The sequence below is a fragment of the Bacteroidales bacterium genome, from assembly GCA_031275285.1.
Taxonomy (GTDB): Bacteria; Bacteroidota; Bacteroidia; order Bacteroidales; family UBA4181; genus JAIRLS01.
This window is the reverse complement of sequence record JAISOY010000094.1, coordinates 14,475-38,440: the sequence shown is the minus strand read 5'-3', so window position 1 is coordinate 38,440 and position 23,966 is coordinate 14,475. Positions and strand designations below refer to the sequence as shown.

Genomic DNA, 23,966 nt, shown 5'->3' with positions numbered 1-23,966 from the left:
AGCAGTTCCGGAGAGATGCTGTACAACAATATATTCCTTAAACATTCATCCGATGAGTCCATTGCCGGGTCAACCGGTATGCAGACATCATGGGAAAGCCTTTTGGATACGGCAATTGCTTTCAAGCCACAATTGGTTCAGAATCATAATACGGGTGAAATGGAAATCTTTGTACAGGATATGGCCAATAACGTATACCTGATCAATAACGTCGGTCGTGTTTTGTGGAAAGTGGCATTACCGGAACCCATTATCAGTAATGTGTATCAAATAGATATATACCGGAATAAAAAGTTACAGATGCTTTTTAATACAAGGAATTATATCTATGTAATGGACCGGCTGGGGAAATTTGTTGATAAATATCCGGTGAAATTAAAATCTCCTGCTGTAGGAAGCCTGGCATTGTTTGATTATGATAACGATAAGAAGTACAGGATAATGGTGGCATGCGAAGACCGGAAAGTATACGCGTATGAGAAGACCGGCGCTATGGTCAGCGGGTGGGGATTCAAACAAAGCGAACATCCGGTACAAACCGATATATACCACTATCGTACAGGAAATAAGGACTATATAACTTTTGCAGATAAATACCGTGTGTATATACTTGACCGGCAGGGAAAAGCGAGGGTGTCCCCTGAATATAACTTTCCGGTAGGAAAAAATACGACCATTGCCCTCCATTCATTTCCGGCGAGTCTTGTGTTGGCCGATACCGTAGGTACGCCTCATTTTGTGTCTTTGTCGGACGGTAAAATACGTAAACAGGTCATTAAAAATTTCCCTGCGTCCCATTTTTTTATTTTCCAGGATGTAGACGGCGACAGGCAGGATGATTTTGTTTTTGCATATGACAATAAGGTAGAAGCCTTTAAACAGGATGGTAAACAGATATTGAATATAGAAACGGAAAATCCTGTAGAGATCCGTCCCTATATATATGAATTTTCAGCAAAAGATATAAGGGTCGGAATTGTAGCTCCCGGGAAAAACCTTATCTATTTATATGACAACAAGAATAAATTGTATAAGGGTTTTCCCTTAAAAGGAAGTACCTCATTTTCAATAGGACGTTTGGGTAAACAAAGCAACAGTTTTAATTTATTTGTCGGGAGTAAGAATAATTTCTTATATAATTACCCTGTTAAATAGATGCAACTATTTTTTGCACAACGAGAAATGGAGTATTTTCTTTTGTGAAAAAAACAAAAAAAATCAAGTACATTTGTATTCTTTTAAAAAAATATTTTAGGTTCATGAATAATTTCTAAATGAGTTGAAAAATCACATGGATAAAAATTCTGGAGAAAAAAGTCAAATAAAAAAAGAGATAAAAAGCCGGATAAGTAGAGGAGAGCCTAAGCAACAGATTCTGGAGGATTTATCTCAAAAATACAAGGATAAGATAACGATTGTGAAGCAACTGGAAATAACCCCTTCTGTTGTGATGAAGCAAAAATATTATCTGTTCAATATCCTTCTTTTCACTTTATTGCTGGCAGCCCTTGTTTTGGATACGATCCTGCTTTTCCGTGTAAAATGGATCAATCCTTTAACAACTACTATTTCTTACCTGAATGTCGGGCTTGATATCATGTTGTTGCTGGGCGCCGGACTTTATCGTATCGAAAGTTACAGTTGGATCTCTGCACGTGCTATTGTTTCCATACTTCAGATCATTATTACGCATGCTTATTATCAATCTCCTATTGATACACTTACATTTATATCACTGGGTTTAGTCGTCATTTCTTTTTTGCTGGGTCTGTTCCTGAGCATCAAACTATGTCCGCCGCGTATACCTAAAACCATTGAGGTAGACATTGATGAAAAAGAGAAGATCAAAAAAACAGTGTACGTCTTTCCTGATTAATGGAAATTTCCAAGGGTAATGAGTAAAGCATCGGCACAAGAATCCTTTGGGCGATTGATCGATATCATGGATCAATTGAGGGAAAAATGTCCGTGGGATAAAAAACAAACCATGGAAAGCTTACGGCACCTGACCATTGAGGAGACTTATGAATTAGCGGATGCCATTCTTGAGAAGGATATGGATGATATCCGTAAGGAATTGGGGGATATTTTATTACATATTGTCTTTTATGCAAAAATTGCTTCTGAAAGCAATACATTTACACTGACCGATGTGATAGATGGCCTTTGCGAGAAGCTTATATTTCGCCATCCCCATGTTTTTGGAGAGATATCTGTGAAAGATGATGAAGATGTAAAAACCAACTGGGAAAACCTAAAGCTTAAAGAAGGAAATAAATCTATTCTGGCAGGTGTACCTAAGTCTTTGCCGGCAGTGGTAAAAGCATTACGTATTCAGGATAAGGTCCGGGCGGTAGGTTTCGATTGGGATCAGAAAGAACAGGTATGGGATAAGGTCAAAGAGGAAATGGACGAATTGCAGTTCGAGATAGAACACAGGGACACTGATAAAACAGAAAATGAATTCGGGGATTTACTGTTTTCTTTGGTGAATGCAGCACGCTTGTATGGTATAGATCCTGAGGCAGCCTTAGAACGGACCAATAAAAAATTTATCCGGAGGTTCAATTATTTAGAAGAACATACGATCAAAGCAGGGCGGCCGTTAACTTCAATGACATTGGAAGAAATGGATCTCATCTGGGAAGAAGCAAAAAAAGAAGATCTTGCATAGTTCGCAACTGATTAAGGATGAAGCACGGCGAATAGGTTTTATTGATTGTCGTATTTCCCGGGTCGGATCATTGACAAAACATGCAGCATACTTGTCTGAATGGATCCGGAAAGGAATGTATGGTGAAATGAATTATATGGCCCGGAATTATGAGAAAAGGGTCGATCCTGTGTTATTGGTGGAAAATACAAAATCGATCATCTCATTAGCTGTCAACTATTTTCCTGAGGAACAACAAAACCCCGGTTTACCACAAATAGCCAAATATGCCTATGGTACCGATTATCATATGGTAGTAAAAGACATGCTTTACCAACTGCTGGATGTAATAAAAACGCAATATGGAAATGTATCAGGACGTGTATTTACTGATTCTGCGCCTGTGTTGGAACATGCATGGGCAGAACGGAGCGGATTGGGATGGATCGGTAAACATTCGCTGATCATTCATCCTCAACATGGATCGTTCCTTTTTTTGGGCGAATTATTCATCGACATGGAAATAGAACCGGATGCCCCTGTCGCGGACCGTTGCGGATCATGTACACGTTGTATGGATGCCTGTCCGGTCAAGGCAATTATAGCCCCCCGGATTGTCGATGCCCGCCGGTGTCTTTCTTATCTTACTATTGAATACAGAGGGACATTTGATCCGGAAGTACAACTACACGGACGTTTATTCGGATGTGATATTTGCCAGGATGTTTGCCCCTGGAATAAAAAAGCCGGACCGGGTGGAACAAACGTTTTTAAATCCGACCGGAAGATGTTGGATAAAACAGTGGAAGAGTGGCAACATCTTTCTGAAGAAGAATTTGATATACTTACCGCAAACTCCCCGCTACAGCGAGCCGGATTCCATGCAATAAAAAGAAATGCAAAACAGTTAGGACACAACAAATGATTTTTTTGAAAACAGGGAACGGAAAAACAAATGCTAAATTTACTGTCATGTATATCTGTTTTCTCAGGATACAGAATTTCCTTTAAAAGTATGTTAATATCTTTTTATTCTCTATAAATTTTCATACTTTTGAGCAGTTAATAAGTAATATAAAAACAATTAATGTTATGCTTTATGAGCGTAATTGACTTGATAAGTGTGACTTAATAAAGTAATAAATAGCACTGAGTGCTTAAATAACCAGAATAAGACTTAATTTAGTTAATAAAACCATATCATAATGAGTACGAATTTACTGAAACCTGATTATATTTTTGAAACAAGTTGGGAAGTTTGTAATAAAATAGGAGGGATTCATACCGTTATTTCTACTAAGGCATTGACCCTGGTAAATGAATATAAAAGTAACTATATATTGATCGGTCCTGATGTATGGCGTGATACATCGAGCAATCCCGAATTTATCGAGGATGCTCAGTTGTTTAAGTCCTGGAAAATCAAAGCCGGAGAAGAAGGATTACACATAAAAGTAGGAAGATGGAACATTGCTGGTAGTCCGATTGCTGTGATTGTTGATTTTCAGTCGTTCACCCCCAAAAAAGATGAAATTTTCGCAAAATTTTGGGAAACATATAAATTGGATTCGCTTTCCGGGCAATGGGATTATGTCGAAGCAGCCCTTTTCGGTTATGCTGCCGGAAAAGTGATAGAAAGTTTTGTGCATTTTCACTTAACCATCCGGGATACGGTCGTAGTACATTTTCATGAGTGGATGACAGGCATGGGGTTACTTTATTTGCGTATGAACATGCCGCAGGTGGCTACTATTTTCACTACACATGCAACGGTATTGGGACGTTCTATTGCAGGAAACCTGTTGCCGTTGTACGGACCGATGGACTCTTATAACCCTGAAATGAAGGCCAATGAGTTTAACGTAACATCCAAGCACTCCTTGGAGAAACTGGCTGCTTTTCATGCCAATTGTTTCACTACTGTAAGTGAAATAACCGGTAAGGAATGCTCTCATTTTTTGAGTAAAGATGTGGATGTGGTAACCCCAAACGGATTTGAAGATTCATTTGTGCCTCAGGATGATGAATATACAAATGGGCGTAAGGCGGCACGGGATAAAATGAAGGATGTCGCAAAAGCTCTGTTTGGAAAAATCAGCGATAATCCTATGTTCGTGGGGATTAGCGGTCGCTATGAATTCAAAAACAAAGGAATTGACTTATTTATTAAGTCATTGGGCGAATTAAAAGCTAAAAATACGCTGGAAAGGGAAGTGATCGCCTTCGTGTTGATTCCGGCAAATCATTACGGGCCAAGGAAAGACCTGCAAAATATATTGAGTCATCCCGGAGAGCAAAACAATGATGGAAAGATCCTATCCCACAATTTACATGATCCGGAAACCGATCCCATTTTGAAAGAGATCAATAATGCCGGTATATCAAATGCCATTGATGATAAGATAAAAGTAATTTTTGTCCCTTGTTATCTGAATGGTAGCGACGGTATTTTCAACCTGACTTATTACCAGTTATTGATAGGATTGGATTTGTCTGTATTCCCTTCCTATTATGAGCCTTGGGGATATACTCCGCTTGAAAGTGTTGCTTTCCATGTACCGACCGTGACCACTACATTGGCCGGATTTGGATTATGGGTAAAAGATAATAATGCCACCGGGAATGATGCTGTTCATGTAATCAAACGGGACGATTATAATGATTCCGAAGTCGTTTCGAATGTATCGGAGACCATACTGGCAATTTCACGATTGGATGAAAACGGCGAAAAGAAAAAAAGAGAGGATGCATTCAATGCTTCGCGGATAGCATTGTGGTCGAATTTTATCATATATTACAAGGAGGCATTTGATGTAGCTTTGCGTGATGTCCAGGAAATAGTTATTCAGTATTCGCCTAACAAAGAATTGATCGAGGACATTCCACAGGTAGATAAATTTCATGCAGCATATACGCCAAAATGGAAACGGATGTTGATCAACAAGAACATCCCGGATAAGTTGAAACCTTTGGAAGAACTGGCCAATAACTTATGGTGGTGTTGGAATGATGATGCTGAAGAACTCTTCAAATCAATTGATACTGTTGCCTGGGAAGAAAGCCAGAAGAACCCGGTTGTTTTTCTGGAATTGATTCCTTATAACAAGATGAAAGCACTGGAGAAGAATCCGGATTTCATGTCAAACCTTGATCGCGTACATAGCCGGTTTGAAGAGTATATGAAAGCGAAAGAGTCGCGTCAGGATCCCAAGATTGCTTATTTCAGTATGGAATATGGGTTACACTCTTCCTTAAAGATCTATTCAGGAGGTTTGGGAATTCTCGCCGGAGACTATTTAAAGGAAGCCAGTGATCTGAATGCAAATATGGTAGCCGTCGGATTAATATACCGTTATGGTTATTTCCAACAGGTGATCTCTTCCCAGGGAGAGCAGATGGCATTCCATGATTCCCAGGATTTTACCAAGATCCCGGCCATTCCTATCCGCGATGAAAATGGTAATTGGGTGACTATCAGCATTGTATTTCCTGGCAGGACGCTATATGCCCGCATCTGGAAAGTACAGGTGGGACGTGTTGATTTATACCTTTTGGATACTGATTTCGAGGACAATATAGAACAGGATCGCTCCATCACGCATCATTTATACGGCGGTGGGGAAGAAAACCGGTTCAAACAGGAAATATTACTGGGGATAGGTGGTATACGTGCATTACGTACCATGGGGATCAAAGCAGATGTGTATCATTGCAATGAAGGACATGCCGCATTTATCGGGGTGGAACGTTTGTTTGAGTACATTCACCAAAAGAAACTCACTTTTGCGGAGGCACTTGAAATTGTCCGTTCTTCATCATTGTTTACCACGCATACACCCGTTCCCGCTGGGCATGACTCATTTACCGAAGGAATGCTGCGTATGTATATTTCCCATTATCCGGATAAGTTGAAGATATCATGGCAACAATTCATGGGATTGGGAAAACTGAATGCTTCCGATCCTAATGAGCGTTTTTCAATGAGTTATCTGGCTGCTAACCTATCACAAGAGATAAACGGAGTAAGTAAGTTGCATGGAAAAGTAAGCCAGGAAATATTTGCTCCGATGTGGCCGGGTTACCTTTCAGAAGAATTGAATGTCGGATATGTAACCAATGGAGTACACTTTCCTACCTGGACATCAGTAGAATGGAAGCGGTTGTATGAAAAATATTTTGGGGCTGATTTTATCAATCATCAGTTGGAAACTGACCGCTGGGATAAAATCTATGAAGTCCCTGATAAAGAGATCTGGCAATTACGTAACTCTCAACGGAAGAATATGGTCGATTATATGAAAGACCGTTTACGTAATTCCGTGATCAAAGCTTATCAGAATCCCAAATATTTTGTTGATGTCGCAGAACGGTTTAACAAAAATATCCTGACCATTGGGTTTGCCCGTAGGTTTGCTACATATAAAAGGGCACATCTGCTTTTCCGTAACCTTGAACGGTTATCTAAGATTGTCAATAACCCGGAAATGCCTGTACAGTTTTTATTTGCGGGTAAAGCACACCCTGCCGATAAAGCGGGGCAAGACCTGATCAAAATGATTGTTGAGATGTCCAAGCGTCCGGAATTTCTGGGTAAGATTGTTTTTCTCCAGAATTATGACATGGAACTGGCCAGCCATATGGTCTCAGGTGTTGATGTATGGTTGAATACCCCCACCCGTCCCTTAGAAGCTTCGGGAACGAGCGGAGAGAAAGCGGTAATGAACGGTGTGTTGCATTTTAGTGTACTTGACGGATGGTGGGCAGAAGGATATGTAAAAGATGCCGGATGGATGCTTCCCGAAGAAGCAATGTATGAAGATAACAATGCTCAGGATGAATTGGATGCTGAGACCATTTATGCATTGATTGAAAATGAAATAGCCCCGTTATATTATTTCCGGGATGCGGATGATGTTCCTACGGGATGGGTACATTTTATTAAAAATTCAATTGCAAAAGTCGCTTCTAATTTTACAACAACCCGTATGTTCACGGACTATGTAAACCGCTATTATACACCTCTCTATAAGCGGAGATGTGATATGGTAAAGAATGACTATGAAATGGCGAAAGAATTATCTTCCTGGAAGAAAAAAGTATTCCGTAGTTGGGAAAGTATTGAAGTTCTTTCCATAAAAACACCGGATGTGTTGAAAGAGCAAATTATTGTAGGGCAGGAATATAAGTGTGAAGTTGCCATTGACCTTAATGAATTGGATCCTGAAGATATTGGAATAGAGTTTTTGATCGTAGAAATGATTTCTGAAACAGGACAAACAAAACTATATGATCATAAAGAATTTGAGCTTGCCGGAGTCAGCGGTCGCACAGCCATCTATGAAGTTTCACTATTGCCTTTCAAAACCGGTGCTTTTGATTTTGGGATAAGGATGTTTCCTAAAAATCCCGCATTGCCGCATCGGCAGGATTTCAACCTCGTTAAGTGGATTTAAAATAATGCTTCAGGCATTGGGATTTCCGTAAAGCTTTTTATTTTTGCGGAGATTCCAGTGTTTGAAGTAATTTCAATTACTCTATAAAATTAAAACGCAGAATCATATTTTTATAACAATATAATTAAGAACGATGTTTTATTTGACATACTAACAATCGTAACCAGCATTATGTTTTTCTCCCATGAATGTGAAGCATTTTTTCATATTATTTTTGTTAAGCCTTTCATGGATTGACGGGACTGCCAATGATACAACACAGTTGCGCCGGCCCCGGGTGGGTCTTATATTGAGTGGGGGAGGTGCAAAAGGTATTGCACATGTTGGTGTCCTGAAAGTAATTGAAGAGACAGGCCTGCCGATTGATTATATCGGAGGGACAAGTATGGGGAGTATTGTTGGTGGATTATATTCGATAGGTTATTCGGCAAACCAACTGGAAAAATATATACTGGAGAAGGATTGGAATGCTTTACTTACTGATAAAATTCCTCGTAGGAATGTGGTCATTTATGAAAAAGGAGAACGCAAAAGGTATTGGTTGCATTTTCCTATCACAGGGCGTAAAATAAATCTTCCTATGGGTATTTTGTCCGGGCAGAATGTATCAAATCTGTTTACTGAATTAGCTAGTCCGGCTTATGATCAATTTGATTTTAGTAAATTCCCGATTCCGTTTTTATGTATTGCCACAGATATCGGAACGGGAGAAGAAGTTGTCCTGGAACATGGACAGTTATCCAAGGCGATGCGTGCCAGTATGGCTATCCCATCCGTATTTACTCCTGAACCACTTGATGGGAAGATGCTTTTTGATGGAGGACTTGTCAATAATTTTCCTGCCGATAAAATAAAAGAAAAGGGAATTGATATCCTTATCGGGATTGATGTAACAACTCAGGTACAGGGTGATGAGTTGAATAATATTTACCTGATCATGGAGCAGGTTGTTTTTATGGCTTCGGTACCATTGAAGGAAGCCAATAAAAAGTTGTGTAAAATATTGATAGTACCGGACATCCCGGAATACGGGGCAGGTAGCTTCAGTGCTGCAGACAGTTTAATCGTGAGAGGGGAAAGGGCTGCGAGAAAACATTACGGGACTTTGAAAGCATTGGCTGATTCTTTGAATCAGCTTGATCCAAGAAGACCACTCGAAAATTCCCGTGATTGTCCGCAACCATTGGAAAATTTTTATGTAAAGAGCATTAGAATAAACGGTCTGGAACATACTTCAGAACAATTTATATTGAAAAAATCCGAATTGGAGTTCCCTGCTGAAATGACATTTTCCGAATTAGATGAAGCAGCTGACCGACTTAGAGGGACACAAGCATTCGAGTCGGTGGTATACAATGTTCTTCCTTCAAATGAAGATGATGAATCGGTAGAATTGGTATTCGATATTATTGAACGTAGTACCAACCTTTTCAGGGTTGGATTGCATTATGATAAAGAATATAAAGCAGCCTTGATGTTGAATTTGTCATTTCAAAATATTTTGCTGAATAATTCAAGGGCCTTGGCAGATGTTTCAATCGGAGAAAACCCATCATTTAAATTAGCCTATTTTCAAAGTCCGGGTGTCAGGCCTTATGGAAAATCTGTTTTTAAATCGTCATTATCACCTGATTGGTCGTTCCAGATTGATGGTTATAAGTTTGAAGCATCCGAATATTCCGGAAATAACCGTATCGGGATATTCGATTTTTCACATCTGGTCGCTTCCTTAAAAATGCAGATAACTCCTTCAGTCAACAGTATGGTAGGAGTTGGGCTTATCGGTGATTACACAATGATCAAATCAAAACTTGTGGACGACCGGGTCACTGCAAAATCTAATTATATGTATTTGTCTTATCAATTATACTATGAGCAGGATACATATAATATGGATTATTTCCCGACAGAAGGAGGTTTTTTCCGGCTGGAAGGGAATTATCATAAAGGAATGTCGAAAAATGCCCGTTATTCGGAAGTACTCATCGGAATGATATTCCGGTCAAATTTTGCAAGTGCTCCGACAAGAAGATGGACGATATATTCAGGATTGAATGCCGCATCTGTTTTTGGAGATGATATTCCACCCCAGTATCAGGTCTATCTGGGAGGGCTTCCGGACCAGTTGAGGCGAAGTGAAATACGTTTTCCCGGATTACACTTCATGCAAAAAAGCGCTAAAAACGGGATAACAGTACATTTCAATAATCAGGTACGATTATGGAGTAATATTTATTTTACTTTTCGGACCAGCCTTGGAAAAATTGACGATGATTTTATTGAATTGTTTACTCCCAAAGATTTAATGATTGGATATGGGATTTCTGCCCAGTACAATAGCGTAGTGGGACCGTTGGGACTGACGCTTAGTTCATCCAATGTTACTAATTCACTTTTGGGTGCATTTCATGTTGGATTTTGGTTCTGATTTATTTTCTAACGTTAGCGGCCTTTGATTTTTAATGCCTGATTGAAGAATTATTCGGGATTCATCATAGTAGATAATTACCTTTTTTTATCTTTGCAAAAAGAAGATATTTATTGGAAGACAATAATAGATAAATAATGATATCATGATTCAACTAACCATACATAAGGATACACCCCAAAACAACAACATTATCCTGCTATCGGATCCGACATGTCCATTCATCCGATATGGACTTAATGAAGAAGAGGATGCTTATGTGCGTCAACAGATAGCTAATAAGGCAAAACAGGTAGCTATTAATAAAAACGGATACTGGATTTTTATTCAAATAATGGATGAAAAAACCGCCCTTAATAAAGAAAAAGAAAATATGCGGCGGGGGGCATCAAAAATTCACGGATGGATATGCCAGCAAAATATTAGGTCCATTACCGTTGTTGATACGGTCAATAATGATAAAATGGCCTATGCTTTTGTAGAGGGTTTGGTTTTGACCAATTATCAGTTCCTGAAATATGTTAAGAAAAAAGAAGAGAAGCAATATTCTTTGAGTGAAGTCTTTGTTGTTGGTGATTCAATCAAACAGGACGAGGTAGATATATTGAATAATATCCTTTTTTCAGTCTATAAAACCCGCGACTTGATCAATGAACCGGCAAATATCCTGAATTCCGTACAACTTGCACATGAAATCAAATCGATGGCCGACGGTTCGGGATTAAAGGTACAGGTGTTGGATAAATCTGAGATCGAAAAGTTGAAAATGGGTGGAATCCTTTCTGTCAATAAAGGAAGTGTGGAGGAACCGACATTTTCTATTATTGAGTGGAAACCTGAAAATGCACACAACAAACAACCTGTTGTCCTGGTAGGTAAGGGGTTGGTTTATGATACGGGGGGCCTTAGCCTGAAACCTACGACCAACAGTATGGATTATATGAAATGTGATATGTCGGGCGGAGCCGCTGTTGCAGCTACGCTTTATGCGGTTGCCAGGTCAAATCTCCCGGTGTATGTGATAGGATTGGTACCATCTACTGATAACCGTATCAGTGCTTCGGCATATGCTCCCGGAGATATTATTACAATGTATGATGGAACAACGGTGGAAGTGATGAATACGGATGCAGAAGGCCGGCTGATCCTGGCAGATGCATTGTCCTACGCCAAAAAATATAATCCGGAGTTGGTAATTGATATGGCAACACTGACCGGAGCAGCTCATCGTGCAATTGGCGAACAGGCAATGGTCGGGATGGGTAATGCATCCCGCGAAACAATGGAAAAACTTAAAGAGTGTGGTGAGAGTGTCTTTGAAAGAATTGCCGAATTTCCATTTTGGGATGAATATGTAGAATTCATTAAATCGGATATTGCAGATTTAAAAAATATAGGAGGCGAATATGCAGGAGCCATTACTGCCGGAAAGTTTTTAGAATTTTTTACCGACTATCCGTATATTCATTTGGACATTGCGGGTCCTGCTTATATAAAAACGACGGACGCATACCGTACTAAAGGAGGAACGGGAATCGGAGTCAGGTTGTTGTTCGAATTTCTGAGGAAGCTGTAAACCAACATTAAGAAAACTTGCAGTCGAAAATATAAAAAAATATGAAAGACAGGAAAAGATTACGTATTGGAATTACCCATGGAGATATAAACGGGATTGGATGTGAAGTAATTCTTAAAACTTTAAGTGATTCCAGGATACTGGAATTATGCACTCCCGTGTTATACAGTTCTCCAAAAGTAATTGCTTATTACCGGAAGGCACTTAATCTAAATAATTTTAATACCTTCTCGGTTCGTTCAGCCGAAGAGGCCCAGGAGGAAAGGATAAATGTAGTAAATTGTCTGGATGATGAAGTTCGTGTTGAAATAGGTAAATCGACGGAACAGGGAGGAGAAGCATCTTTATTGAGTTTACAATCCGCTGTTACTGAATTAAAAAACGGTTGGTTAGATGCATTAGTAACAGCGCCCATTAATAAATATAACATCCAGTCGGAAAAATTTCATTTTCCGGGTCATACGGAATACCTTCAATCGGAATTTGGCGGGGAAGCATTGATGCTGATGGTGAGTGAATCGTTAAGGCTGGGAATGTTAACGGGACATGTTCCTCTATCTGAAGTTCCCCGGCTGGTCACACAGGATAAAATTGTCAGTGTGTTACATGTGCTGAATAAAACTATGATAGAAGATTTTAATGTCAATAAACCACGTATGGCGGTTCTCTCATTGAATCCCCATGCAGGGGATAATGGGGTGATCGGGAATGAAGAACAATCTGTTATTATTCCCGCTATCGAGCAGGCTAAAAATGAGGGATTACTGGCTTTCGGCCCTTATCCTTCCGATGGCTTTTTTGGCTCAAATAATTACCGTAAGTTTGATGTGGTATTAGCTATGTATCATGATCAGGGTATGACGGCATTCAAAACCCTGTGTTTTGAAAATGGAGTGAATTATACCGCCGGCTTGCCTATTGTACGGACTTCGCCGGCTCACGGGACAGCTTATGATCTTGTTGGGAAGGATATCGCATCACCTGACTCTTTTCGTCAGGCATTTTATCTGGCCTGCGATATCACAAGGAATAGAACAGAGTACAACGGTCTCAAGGCACATGCGATGAAAGATGTAGATGTACGTCATGATGGGGATAGCTGATATCCTCTTTCTCACTAAATACAACATCGATGAAAAGTTTTTGGAATGAAGAATGGAAAGAAATAGAAACCATTGATGACGGTAAATTTCACCGGAAAAAATATGCGATTTCAAATTATGGCCGCGTTGTCAGTTATACTGATGAGATCGAAGACGGAAAATTACTGAAGTATGGACTTATTGAAGGTTATCCGGTATTGAGCCTTGGACAGAGAGTTAAATACAGTCGTTGTATCCATAAGCTGGTAGCTCATTATTTTCTGCCGGAGCCCGCTTCCAATCAGAAATATGTGATTCATTTCGATTTTGATAAAGAAAATAATTCTGTAAAAAATTTACAGTGGGTTACACGGGAAGAAATGTTACAGCATCAGAACTTTAATCCCAGGGTACAGTATGCCAGGAAGCATCATACAAAGCGGACAAGAGGGCCTAAATTGACAGATAAGCAGGTGAAACGATTGAAGAATGCAATCAACGATCCTAACCGGAAACGGACATACAAGCAAATTGCCAAAAGATATGGGATCAGTGAAATGCAATTATACAGGATCAAATCCGGGGAGAACTGGAGCCATGTAGAAGAATAATATTTCAAAAAAAATGAGATGCACTGCATCTCATTTTTTTTGAAATATCATAAGATCATTTCGGAGGACCGAAAGTAGAAATGTTTTCAGCAAGATTGATCAGGTTTTCGTCAATGGCTTTATGGAGTTTGATGGTTTTACTTAATGGTACCTGAACAATTTCATCATTCACCACACCAACCATCAGGTTTTTTTGATTGTCCAATAATGCGTCAACAGCAGCAGCTCCCATCCTGCTGGAAATTACCCTGTCTTTGGCGCTTGGCGAACCACCTCTTTGTATATGCCCCAGAATAGAAACCCGCATATCAAATTGAGGAAATTCCGGTTCCAGAATTGCCGCTATTTCCATAGTACTCCCTTCTTCAAGGCCTTCTGCCACAAGGATGATGCTTGATTTATTTTTACGGGCACGTTCGGCTAAAAATTTGCGGGCTTTATCAATTTGATTCTTTTCTTCAGGGATCATGATAATTTCTGCACCCGAAGCAATTCCACTATTAATAGCGACAAAACCAGCTTCACGACCCATTACTTCAACGAAGAAAATGCGGTTATGGGAACTGGCTGTGTCCCGTATCTTATCGACCGCTTCTACTACAGTATTTAAAGCCGTATCGTAACCAATGGTATAATCGGTGCCATACAAGTCATTATCTATGGTTCCCGGAATACCGATAAATGTAATATCAAATTCATTAGACATGACATTGGCTCCGGTAAAAGACCCGTCACCACCGATAACAACAACTGCATCGATATCGAATTTCTTCAATTGCTCATAAGCGGCTAAACGTCCTTCCGGTTCACGGAAACGCTTACTCCTGGCAGTCAGGAGAAAAGTTCCTCCCGTCTGGATAATTCCACTTACGCTTTCTGAATTCATTTGGAAGATATCTCCGTCAATCATCCCTTCATAACCTCTTCTGATCCCGAAAACTTCCAGATCGTTATTGATTCCCGCCCGTGTGACGGCGCGGATTGCGGCATTCATTCCGGGAGCATCACCCCCTGATGTCAATACTCCAATACGTTTTATTTTGCCCATATACTAGTTTTTCTGTTTGATCTATGTTTTAAAGTCTACTCTGCCAAATTTATGCCAATTTTTATGATATAATGGATTCTTTATTAAAAAAAGATAGATTTAATATAAAAGTAGCATTTTACTATTGATGAATAGATCAAGGAAGCAATTGTTATTAACATGAATAACCACAATTAAAACCCTGTCTGATATATACATCAATACCGTATTGCATATCAACCGGACTGATTTCCTGTATTATGCAAGAAGAGAATAAATAAATTTAAGTTATACTAACAATGAATATCATCTTTAATAAAGATAATCAGCTTGATCAATGAGACATAAGAAGACAATAAATAACACCAAATGCTTATTTTCTCCGGATGCGGATTTTTATTCCTTTAGTATTTTCCGGATGTTCAGCGACAAAAACAAAATAACCTCCACCACCGGCTCCGGATAATTTCCATCCCAGGGCGTCTTTTTTATATTCCTCGAGATCCTGCAGGATGTTTTCATCCACCATATTAGGAAACATAGCTATCTGTGCTTCAAATGAGCGCCGGAAAGCATTCCCGAATCTCCTGATATCTTTTTGAAGGATTCCATTCCAGCAGTCATCGGTTGCTTCTGATAAAATCCTCACATTTTCACGGGTAATATTGGTCTTATCCAATACGTTATATGTATTTCCCCTTGGAGATAGGGCAACCAGGTACAAATGGTCTTCTATCCAACTCAATATATCTTCGTCATGAATAGAAGTAATTTGAAAAGGCCAGTAATTGTCGTCATAATCCAATTTGTTGAGTCCGGGCAATACAATTCCTAAAGAATCCTGTGATCCGCTAATCACCTTTGTCCCGGGAGGATTTTCGAAACAAAACAGTGTCTTGGCTAATTTTTCAGGATCCCCGGTCGGAATATCGGTTTGCCACATTTCAATGGCTTTATTCCTGGTACTGGTGGACATCCCGCTCCGGTCATTAAATTCATAGTCAGGTTCAATATTGATGGTCAATACAGATCCTGGATAATACTTCGACACATAAGGTTGATCCATCCATCCTCCGGCTAAGTCAATACGGTATGGAATCAGGCATTCTTTACGGAGAGCCGTAGTGGAACGTATGGGCAGTTTTTCGTGTGGAATACGTTTACTGATGATGTATTCGATCTTTAATTCTTTACAGATTTTTTCTTTTTCCGGAGTGTGCCCATCTTCATTAACGAAAAAAATATCCGGCTTGAGTTGTCTCATATCATCCACAAAATCAAGAATACCGCTTCCGGAATTGACCCAGGCATCCGCAACTACTTTTAACGCCTTGATCATATACAACCGTTCCTGTTCAGGATTGATGGTTTTACGGCCTTTCAGTCCTGAAATAGTACTATCTGAACCTATACCCACGTATAAATCTCCATGTGTGGCAGCTTCTTCAAAAAAAGCCACATGACCACTGTGCAGCATATCAAAACAACCACTAACAAATACTTTTTTCATTAAATCAGTTTAAATTCGATAAAAATAAAACCCATCCGTTTTATACGAAAAATAATGAACAAAAGTTTCGCTACAATACCTCCTCTTCAACAAGGTCTTCTTCGATACGGAGGTTATCAATGATGAAATGCTGACGGTCAGGAGTATTTTTACCCATGTAAAACGTAAGCAATTCCTGGACCAGGTCATTTTTACTTAAACGAACCGTATCTAACCGGATATTTTCACCGATAAATCCCGAAAATTCATCCGGGGATATCTCGCCAAGTCCCTTAAAACGGGTTATTTCTGCTGTAGATCCGAGTTTCTTTAATGCTTGTTCTTTTTCTTCCGGAGAATAACAATAATGTGTTTCTTTTTTATTCCGGACACGGAATAAGGGCGTTTGCAATATATACAGATGTCCCTTACGGATCAGGTCAGGGAAGAACTGGAGAAAAAAAGTAATCAATAATAGCCGTATGTGCATCCCGTCTACATCAGCATCAGTAGCTATCACTACTTTATTGTAACGTAAATCTTCCAGGTCTTCTTCGATATTTAATGCAGATTGTAACAGGTTAAATTCTTCGTTCTCATACACAACTCGTTTGGTCATGCCGAAAGTATTGAGCGGTTTTCCACGCAGACTAAATACTGCCTGTACATTTACATCCCGTGATTTAGTGATGGATCCGCTAGCAGAATCACCTTCCGTAATGAATAGGGTAGAATCCTCCGCTCGTTCGTTTTTATCATTGTAATGGACGCGGCAATCACGTAATTTACGGTTATGGAGACTGGCTTTTTTTGCCCGTTCTTTTGCTAGCTTTTTAATGCCCGACATTGCTTTCCGTTCCTTTTCAGCTTCTACAATCTTTTGAAGGATTGCATCTGCTGTGTCGGGGTGCCGGTGAAGATAATTGTCCAGTTCTTTCTTTACGAAATCGCCAATGAATTTGGCTACTGTTAAATCTCCTCCCGGAGCCATCTCTTTGGAACCAAGCTTTGTTTTGGTTTGAGATTCGAACATCGGTTCCTCGATCTTGATACTGACTGCCGCAATGATGGATGCCCGGATATCGGAAGCATCAAAATCTTTCCTGTAAAATTCGCGGATGGTTTTTACATATGCTTCACGGAATGCTTGCTGATGCGTCCCTCCTTGTGGAGTGAACTGTCCGTTGGCAAAGCTGTAATATTCTTCACCATATTGGACCCCATGGCATATCGCAATTTCAATATCATCTCCTTTGAGGTGAATAGGAGGATATAAGCCGGGGGTATTCATATTTTCATCCAGCAAATCGAGCAATCCGTTGGATGAAATGAATTTGACACCATTATAGATAATGGAAAGTCCCGAATTAAGGAAAGTATAATTCTTCAGTAGGCGTTCCAGATATTCCGGTAAAATCTGATAACTTCCAAATACCGTTTCATCCGGAATAAAACGAATCAATGTGCCGTTAGGCAGATTCGTATTTTTTTCCGGATCATTGGATATAACATGTCCTCTTTCAAAAGTTACGGATTTTGATTTACCATCACGGAATGATTCAATGGAGAAACAACCCGATAATGCATTGACAGCTTTGATCCCAACTCCATTCAATCCGACTGATTTCTTAAATGCTTTTGAGTCATACTTGGCGCCGGTATTCATTTTTGAAGCTACATCCAGGACTTTTCCCAGGGGCACTCCCCGTCCGTAATCACGTATGGATACATGATTATTCTCATCGATATTTAGTTCTATTTGTTTTCCATGCCCCATCATGTATTCATCAATAGAATTATCCAATACTTCTTTTACAAGAATATAAACCCCATCATCAGGAGATGTGCCGTCTCCTAATTTACCGATATACATCCCCGGGCGTAAGCGAATATGTTCCTGCCACTCAAGCGTTTTTATACTGTCATCCTGATAATCTGCGCTCATTATTTTAATCGTGTATTTTAACGTGCAAAGATAAAGAAAAGGAAGTTACCCTTAAAAGGAAGTTATCCACACTTTTATTGTTGATAAGCAGCCATTCACCAGGTAAAATATTGGAAAAAAACCCTAATAAGGAGGTTATGTTCACATAGTTAAAGATTGTTAAATAGCAGGATTCGTGGCCCGGATATTGTATTTTTGCATTCAAATGTGATCAGGACATGAAGAAATCCACATTGTATACATTAGTGATTATTGCATCTGTTGCACTGGCAGGTCTTATTGCCGTTCAGGCATATTGGATCAATAATGCCTATACGATTAAGGAACAGCAATTCGCACAGTTGGTCAATACTACAATTAACCGTATAGCGGAAGATGTACAATCATACGACGTTGTTCAGGTAATTCACGAATTAAATGCGCCATACCCTTTCCAGAGAAATGTGAGAACTCAGGGGGATCAAAAGGCTTTACTGGACTCCATTATTGCCGGAAAAAAGCAACTTGAAACACCATACCCAAATATTTCTGAAGAAGATAAATATGCGTTCTGGAATAATGCAGTGAGGGATTACTGGAGCCCGTACAGCATTGTACAACATGGCTTTATGCAGATTCAAGAGCAATTTGGAAATGGTTCCGCAAGCACACAGATCAGTGGGTCGATATCCACAATCGTACAGTCACCCCAGTCTTCTCCCGCTGAACGTAGGGCGAAGCGCAAATTGGTGATCGAAGAGACATTGAATAGGATACAACGGGCGGATTACCGTCTGGAAGATCGTATTGACGGGATAACATTGGATTATTTCATCCATATGGAACTGGAAAAGTCGGATATAGACCAACCCTTTGAATATGCTGTTTATGAAAAAGATACAAAAAATAGAATTTATCAGTCGGAGAATTTTAATCCTAAAAAAGGGAATGAACAATTCTTAACCACTCTTTTTCCATTTGATTGGTTTGAATCCCAACCATATTACCTGAGTCTTTATTTTCCCAAGAGAAGTAACTATCTGTTTAAGTCTATAGGGATCATGAGTTTTTCATCTGTGATGTTTACATTGATCGTTATTTTGGCATTTTCTGCTACCGTTTACCAGATGATCAGGCAGAAAAAAGTAGCCAGTATCCGTACCGATTTTGTCAATAACATCACCCATGAACTAAAAACGCCCATATCTACTATTTCCCTGGCATCACAAATGCTGAATGACAGAAGTATTCCCAATGAATCAAAAAATTACGACCACCTTTCATCAGTAATTGCCGATGAAAGTAAACGTCTGAGCCAACAAGTAGAGAAAATTCTACAGATGGCGATATTCGACCGCGGGAAAATTATGCTGAAATTTAAGGAATTGGATATGAACGAGTTGGTAAATATGGTGGTCAAGAACATGCTTATCCAGATAAAAAATAAAAACGGGAAGGTCACTAAGAATCTGGATGCGGTAAACTCCGTTGCTGAAGTGGATGAAGTGCACATAACCAATGTTTTGTTTAATCTGATGGATAATGCGATTAAATATAGTAAAGGGCGTCCTGATATTACCATATCGACCTATGACGCTGACGGAAAAGTTTGTATATCCATACAGGATAAAGGCATCGGTATCAATAAAGCAGATCAGAAAAGGATCTTTGACCAGTTTTACCGCGTATCGACCGGAAATGTGCATAATGTAAAGGGATTTGGGCTGGGGCTGGCTTATGTGAAGAATGTAATAGACAGCCACCAGGGAATGATTCAGGTGGAAAGTGAACCCGGGCAAGGGACCAATTTTATCATTACCTTGTATTGTAAACAACCAATTTCCTGATTGATTTATAAATTTGTAAATTTTAATATTTGTAAATATAATGGCAAAAATATTATTGGCTGAAGATGATGAAAACTTAGGTGAATTGTTAAAAAATTACCTTAATGCAAAGATGCTTGAAACTGATTTGTTTGATGATGGGGAAAAGGCATTTGAAGGATTCCGGAAAGGTCATTATGACTTATGCCTCCTGGATGTGATGATGCCTGTTAAAGACGGGTTTACTTTAGCCCAGGAAATCAGGACCATTGATAAGGTGGTTCCGATTATATTTTTAACGGCCCGGTCAATGAAAGATGACGTTCTTGAAGGTTTTAAAATAGGTGCGGATGATTATATCACCAAACCATTCAATATGGATGAATTACTTTTCCGGATTGAAGCCATACTACGGCGGGTAAAAACTGATGCCCAATTTACTCCTCAGTCATATACACTTGGGAAATATACTTTTGACATCCAAAAGCAATTATTACAGCATGGAGAAGTTTCCCATAAGTTAACTACCAAGGAATCGGAATTGCTTAAATTGCTTTGTGATAACGCGAATCAGGTACTGGAGCGGAATTACGCTTTAAAAACCATCTGGGAAGATGATAATTATTTCAACGCCAGAAGCATGGATGTATATATCACCAAATTGCGAAAGTATCTTAAAGACGAACCAAGCGTTGAAATATTGAATGTTCACGGAAAAGGTTTTAAGCTGGTCATATAAAGTGTTGTGAATTTTCATATCTTGCGATGCTTAAAGCGATATATGAAAATAATCACCCTTTACAGGCAAGAAACAACAAGTTATATTTGCATAATATGTTTTTATGCAGTATGTTTTTTGTTTTCTGCATGTAATTTTTCAATAAAACCGGAGTATGATTTCACCTTGGATACATATGGTATTAAATTTCATATCCCTCCCGGTTATAGGCAGATTGCAATTGAAAATGAGATAAACGCGGATCGGATGTGGGATAATATCAAAAAGGTGAAAGGAAAATTATCTTACAATGACAGCTTATTATCTGGAATGATCATAAAACAACACTTATTGAAAGGAAATCCCGGAATACTGTTTTGTGACACTACTGACTATTCGAATTCAATATTTTTTTTCATTGCTCCTCATTTACGAATCAACCAAGATACAGCTGAACAACTGACTCAAGTAATGCAGAAACTTGTTTGGATCCCAGGCGTTAATCAGGTTTTTTGGGAAGAACGAAAAGTCATTGAAGGTGGAACATATAGATTTATTAAAGTCAAATTAAAAATTAAGAAAGATAATGATAAAACTGTTTATCGGACATCATATATCCTTCCTTTAAAATCGAAATCTCTTGGAATTATGGTTACAAATGACTCCGGGGAAGATCAAGAAACAAATGTGAAACAAATATCCATCAGACACATATAATAAATTACTTTTACGCTATATGAATATATTTAGGAAAAAAATAAAAATAGGGTTATTACCTAAGGTGATAATTGCCATTATCCTGGGTATGCTATTCGGAATGGCTTTTTCGGAAAGCCGGATGAACCTGCCGGGCCTGGTAAGGGTTTTTGTTACTTTTAGTAGCATATTTTCCTCGTTTCTGGGATTTTCCATTCCTTTGATCATTCTCGGATTGGTTGCGCCGGGTATTGCAGATCTGGGGAAAAATGCCGGTCGGTTGTTGGCAATTACAGCATTGATCGCTTATGGGTCTACTATCTTTTCCGGATTTTTTACCTATTTTTCCTGTAATGCGGTTTTTCCTTATTTGATTGCGCCTGAGCCTGAATTATTGAATGTAGATGATCCGGAATCTACCTTGTTAACTCCTTTTTTTACGATTGAGATGCCTCCTGTATTCGGGGTGATGACAGCCTTGATCCTGGCCTTTATCCTGGGAATAGGGATTGCGATCAATAAAGGGGAAACACTTAAAAACGCACTGACGGAGTTCAAATCTATTGTAGAACTGGTTATCTCTGCAGTGATCATACCATTATTGCCCATTTATATTTTCGGTATCTTTTTAAATATGACATATTCAGGAACGGTATTTTCCATCATTGGCGTTTTTGGGAAAGTCATCGGTATCATCTTTATTTTACATATTTTGCTTTTATTGATCCAATATATCATTGCAGGAGCAGTAGTTAAAAGAAATCCTTTACGGTTATTGTATACCATGTTACCAGCCTATATGACAGCATTGGGTACATCTTCTTCTGCCGCTACCATACCTGTTACTCTGGCCCAGACGAGAAAAAACGGAGTCCGGGAAGATATTGCGGATTTCTGTATCCCGTTATGCGCTACCATACATCTGGCGGGAAGTACAATGAAAATTGTTGCCATGAGTCTGGCCATTTGTATATTGGTAGGTATTCCTCACGATTTGTCGTTGTATACAGCATTTATCCTGATGTTGGGGGTAGTAATGATTGCTGCTCCCGGTGTCCCGGGTGGTGCTATTATGGCTGCAACAGGTGTTCTCCAGTCCATGCTGGGTTTTGACAATGAAGCCATAGGACTTATTATTGCTTTATATATTGCCATTGATAGTTTCGGTACGGCTTGTAATGTGACCGGAGATGGAGCCATTGCATTGGTTGTGGATAAAATAGCGGGAAAACAAAATAAATGAAGGCAGAGATAATTACCATTGGGGATGAACTGTTGATAGGACAGGTAATAGATTCCAATTCGGCATATATTGCCCGGGAATTGAATAAAATAGGAATTAGCGTATATCAGATCACATCTGTTTCAGATGATGGGGAACATATTCATACTGCATTGGATGATGCGTCGAAGCGGGTACGCTTGGTGCTGATTACGGGTGGCTTGGGTCCAACCAAAGATGATATTACCAAAGCGGCTTTGGCCCGGTATGCGGGCGTCCGTTTAGTTACTGACGGAGGAACGCTTCGGCACATTGAATCAATAATGGCATCCCGGCATATTGCTATGAACCCTTTGAATAAAAAACAAGCGGAGGTGCTTGAAAACTGTATCGTTATACCTAACACTTGTGGCACTGCTCCCGGAATGTGGTTCGAAAAGGAGGGGATCGTATATATATCCATGCCCGGAGTTCCTTTTGAAATGAAAACCATGATGCAGGATGAGTTGATTCCCCGGTTGCGGCAATACTTTGAGACTGATGTAATTTTACACCGGACATTATTGGTTTCCGGAATTCCAGAATCTTCACTGGCATTGTTGATTGAACAATGGGAAGATCATTTGCCTCCTTACATGAAACTGGCGTATCTTCCCTCCGGAGGAATGATCCGTTTAAGATTATCCACATCCGGTACTGATAAAGCATTCATTGAAAGAGAGGTAGAGGAGGCCATTGAAAAATTGCGGCCTATCCTTGGAAAACATTTATTAAGTGTGCAAGACGAACTACCGGAAGAATTGGTTGGCCGCTTGTTGTCAGAAAGAGGGGAGACAGTATCTACTGCCGAAAGTTGTACGGGTGGTAATATCGCACATATGTTAACAACCGTTTCCGGCAGTTCACAGTATTTTAAAGGATCGGTGGTGGCGTATGCCAATGAGGTAAAAGTGAGCCTTCTAGGTGTGGTCGCGTCTGATATTGAACAATATGGAGCCGTTAGCAAAATAGTCGTAGAGCAGATGGCACAAAACGTTCGGAAACTATTGGATACTGATTATGCTGTAGCTACTTCGGGTATTGCAGGACCTACGGGAGGAACTGTGGAGAAACCCGTAGGGACTATATGGGTGGCTCTCGCAACAAAATCACGGGTGATTTCAAAGCTTCTCCATTTTGGGAACAACAGGGAGAATAATATCCAAAGGACTACCACTGCCGCTTTGAACATGTTGATAGAACAGCTACGCGGGGATTAACC

17 protein-coding genes are annotated in these 23,966 nt (G+C 39.5%); 14 read left to right on the top strand and 3 right to left on the bottom strand.

Annotation, left to right across the window (positions count from 1 at the left end; translation table 11 throughout):
- The 9 genes from LBQ60_10295 to LBQ60_10255 form a co-directional block, all read left to right on the top strand.
- Window positions 1-1,155: hypothetical protein (locus tag LBQ60_10295; GenBank protein MDR2038298.1), on the top strand; the 1,155-nt coding region annotated here is incomplete at its 5' end.
- 136 nt (window positions 1,156-1,291) lie between these two features.
- Window positions 1,292-1,876 carry a hypothetical protein gene (locus LBQ60_10290; GenBank protein ID MDR2038297.1) on the top strand — a complete coding sequence of 195 codons (585 nt, stop codon included), beginning with the start codon at window positions 1,292-1,294 and terminating at the stop codon, window positions 1,874-1,876.
- An 18-nt stretch (window positions 1,877-1,894) separates the two neighbouring features.
- Complete coding sequence (gene mazG / locus LBQ60_10285; GenBank protein MDR2038296.1) at window positions 1,895-2,674, top strand: nucleoside triphosphate pyrophosphohydrolase; 780 nt, start codon at window positions 1,895-1,897, stop codon at window positions 2,672-2,674.
- Window positions 2,667-3,578, top strand: coding sequence for a tRNA epoxyqueuosine(34) reductase QueG (queG, locus tag LBQ60_10280; GenBank protein MDR2038295.1), 912 nt, complete (start codon window positions 2,667-2,669; stop codon window positions 3,576-3,578). Before mazG ends, queG begins: the two co-directional genes overlap by 8 nt.
- 280 nt (window positions 3,579-3,858) lie before the next feature.
- Window positions 3,859-8,106: an alpha-glucan family phosphorylase gene (glgP, locus tag LBQ60_10275; GenBank protein ID MDR2038294.1), complete on the top strand. Its 4,248-nt coding sequence runs from the start codon at window positions 3,859-3,861 to the stop codon at window positions 8,104-8,106.
- Window positions 8,107-8,296: 190 nt separating this feature from the next.
- A complete protein-coding gene (locus LBQ60_10270; GenBank protein MDR2038293.1) occupies window positions 8,297-10,534 on the top strand; it encodes a patatin-like phospholipase family protein in 2,238 nt (745 codons plus the stop codon).
- 145 nt (window positions 10,535-10,679) lie between these two features.
- Window positions 10,680-12,110 carry a leucyl aminopeptidase family protein gene (locus LBQ60_10265; GenBank protein ID MDR2038292.1) on the top strand — a complete coding sequence of 477 codons (1,431 nt, stop codon included), beginning with the start codon at window positions 10,680-10,682 and terminating at the stop codon, window positions 12,108-12,110.
- A gap of 41 nt (window positions 12,111-12,151) precedes the next feature.
- Complete coding sequence (pdxA, locus tag LBQ60_10260) at window positions 12,152-13,213, top strand: 4-hydroxythreonine-4-phosphate dehydrogenase PdxA (protein MDR2038291.1); 1,062 nt, start codon at window positions 12,152-12,154, stop codon at window positions 13,211-13,213.
- 29 nt (window positions 13,214-13,242) lie between these two features.
- Complete coding sequence (locus LBQ60_10255; protein ID MDR2038290.1) at window positions 13,243-13,803, top strand: HNH endonuclease; 561 nt, start codon at window positions 13,243-13,245, stop codon at window positions 13,801-13,803.
- A 55-nt stretch (window positions 13,804-13,858) separates the two neighbouring features.
- On the opposite strand, the gene pfkA is transcribed toward LBQ60_10255, so the two are convergent.
- The 3 genes from pfkA to LBQ60_10240 all read right to left on the bottom strand — a co-directional run bounded on the left by pfkA (window position 13,859) and on the right by LBQ60_10240 (window position 18,264).
- A complete protein-coding gene (gene pfkA, locus LBQ60_10250; protein MDR2038289.1) occupies window positions 13,859-14,851 on the bottom strand; it encodes a 6-phosphofructokinase in 993 nt (330 codons plus the stop codon).
- Window positions 14,852-15,203: 352 nt separating this feature from the next.
- A complete protein-coding gene (locus LBQ60_10245) occupies window positions 15,204-16,340 on the bottom strand; it encodes an adenylyltransferase/cytidyltransferase family protein (protein ID MDR2038288.1) in 1,137 nt (378 codons plus the stop codon).
- A 70-nt stretch (window positions 16,341-16,410) separates the two neighbouring features.
- Window positions 16,411-18,264, bottom strand: a complete 1,854-nt coding sequence (locus LBQ60_10240) for a type IIA DNA topoisomerase subunit B (GenBank protein ID MDR2038287.1) — start codon at window positions 18,262-18,264, stop codon at window positions 16,411-16,413.
- Window positions 18,265-18,482: 218 nt separating this feature from the next.
- Between LBQ60_10240 and LBQ60_10235 the strand changes: the two genes are divergently transcribed.
- From LBQ60_10235 to LBQ60_10215, 5 genes are read left to right on the top strand one after another with little or no spacing between them, the layout of a single operon-like run.
- A complete protein-coding gene (locus LBQ60_10235; GenBank protein ID MDR2038286.1) occupies window positions 18,483-20,090 on the top strand; it encodes a HAMP domain-containing histidine kinase in 1,608 nt (535 codons plus the stop codon).
- A 40-nt stretch (window positions 20,091-20,130) separates the two neighbouring features.
- Window positions 20,131-20,808, top strand: coding sequence for a response regulator transcription factor (locus tag LBQ60_10230; GenBank protein MDR2038285.1), 678 nt, complete (start codon window positions 20,131-20,133; stop codon window positions 20,806-20,808).
- Between the two features lie 42 nt (window positions 20,809-20,850).
- Complete coding sequence (locus LBQ60_10225; GenBank protein MDR2038284.1) at window positions 20,851-21,504, top strand: hypothetical protein; 654 nt, start codon at window positions 20,851-20,853, stop codon at window positions 21,502-21,504.
- Between the two features lie 19 nt (window positions 21,505-21,523).
- Window positions 21,524-22,726, top strand: coding sequence for a dicarboxylate/amino acid:cation symporter (locus LBQ60_10220; GenBank protein MDR2038283.1), 1,203 nt, complete (start codon window positions 21,524-21,526; stop codon window positions 22,724-22,726).
- The gene (locus LBQ60_10215) at window positions 22,723-23,964 is read left to right on the top strand and encodes a competence/damage-inducible protein A (GenBank protein ID MDR2038282.1); all 1,242 of its coding nucleotides are present in this window, start codon (window positions 22,723-22,725) and stop codon (window positions 23,962-23,964) included. The genes LBQ60_10220 and LBQ60_10215 overlap by 4 nt, the downstream gene beginning before the upstream one ends.
- The last annotated feature ends 2 nt before the right edge of the window (window positions 23,965-23,966 follow it).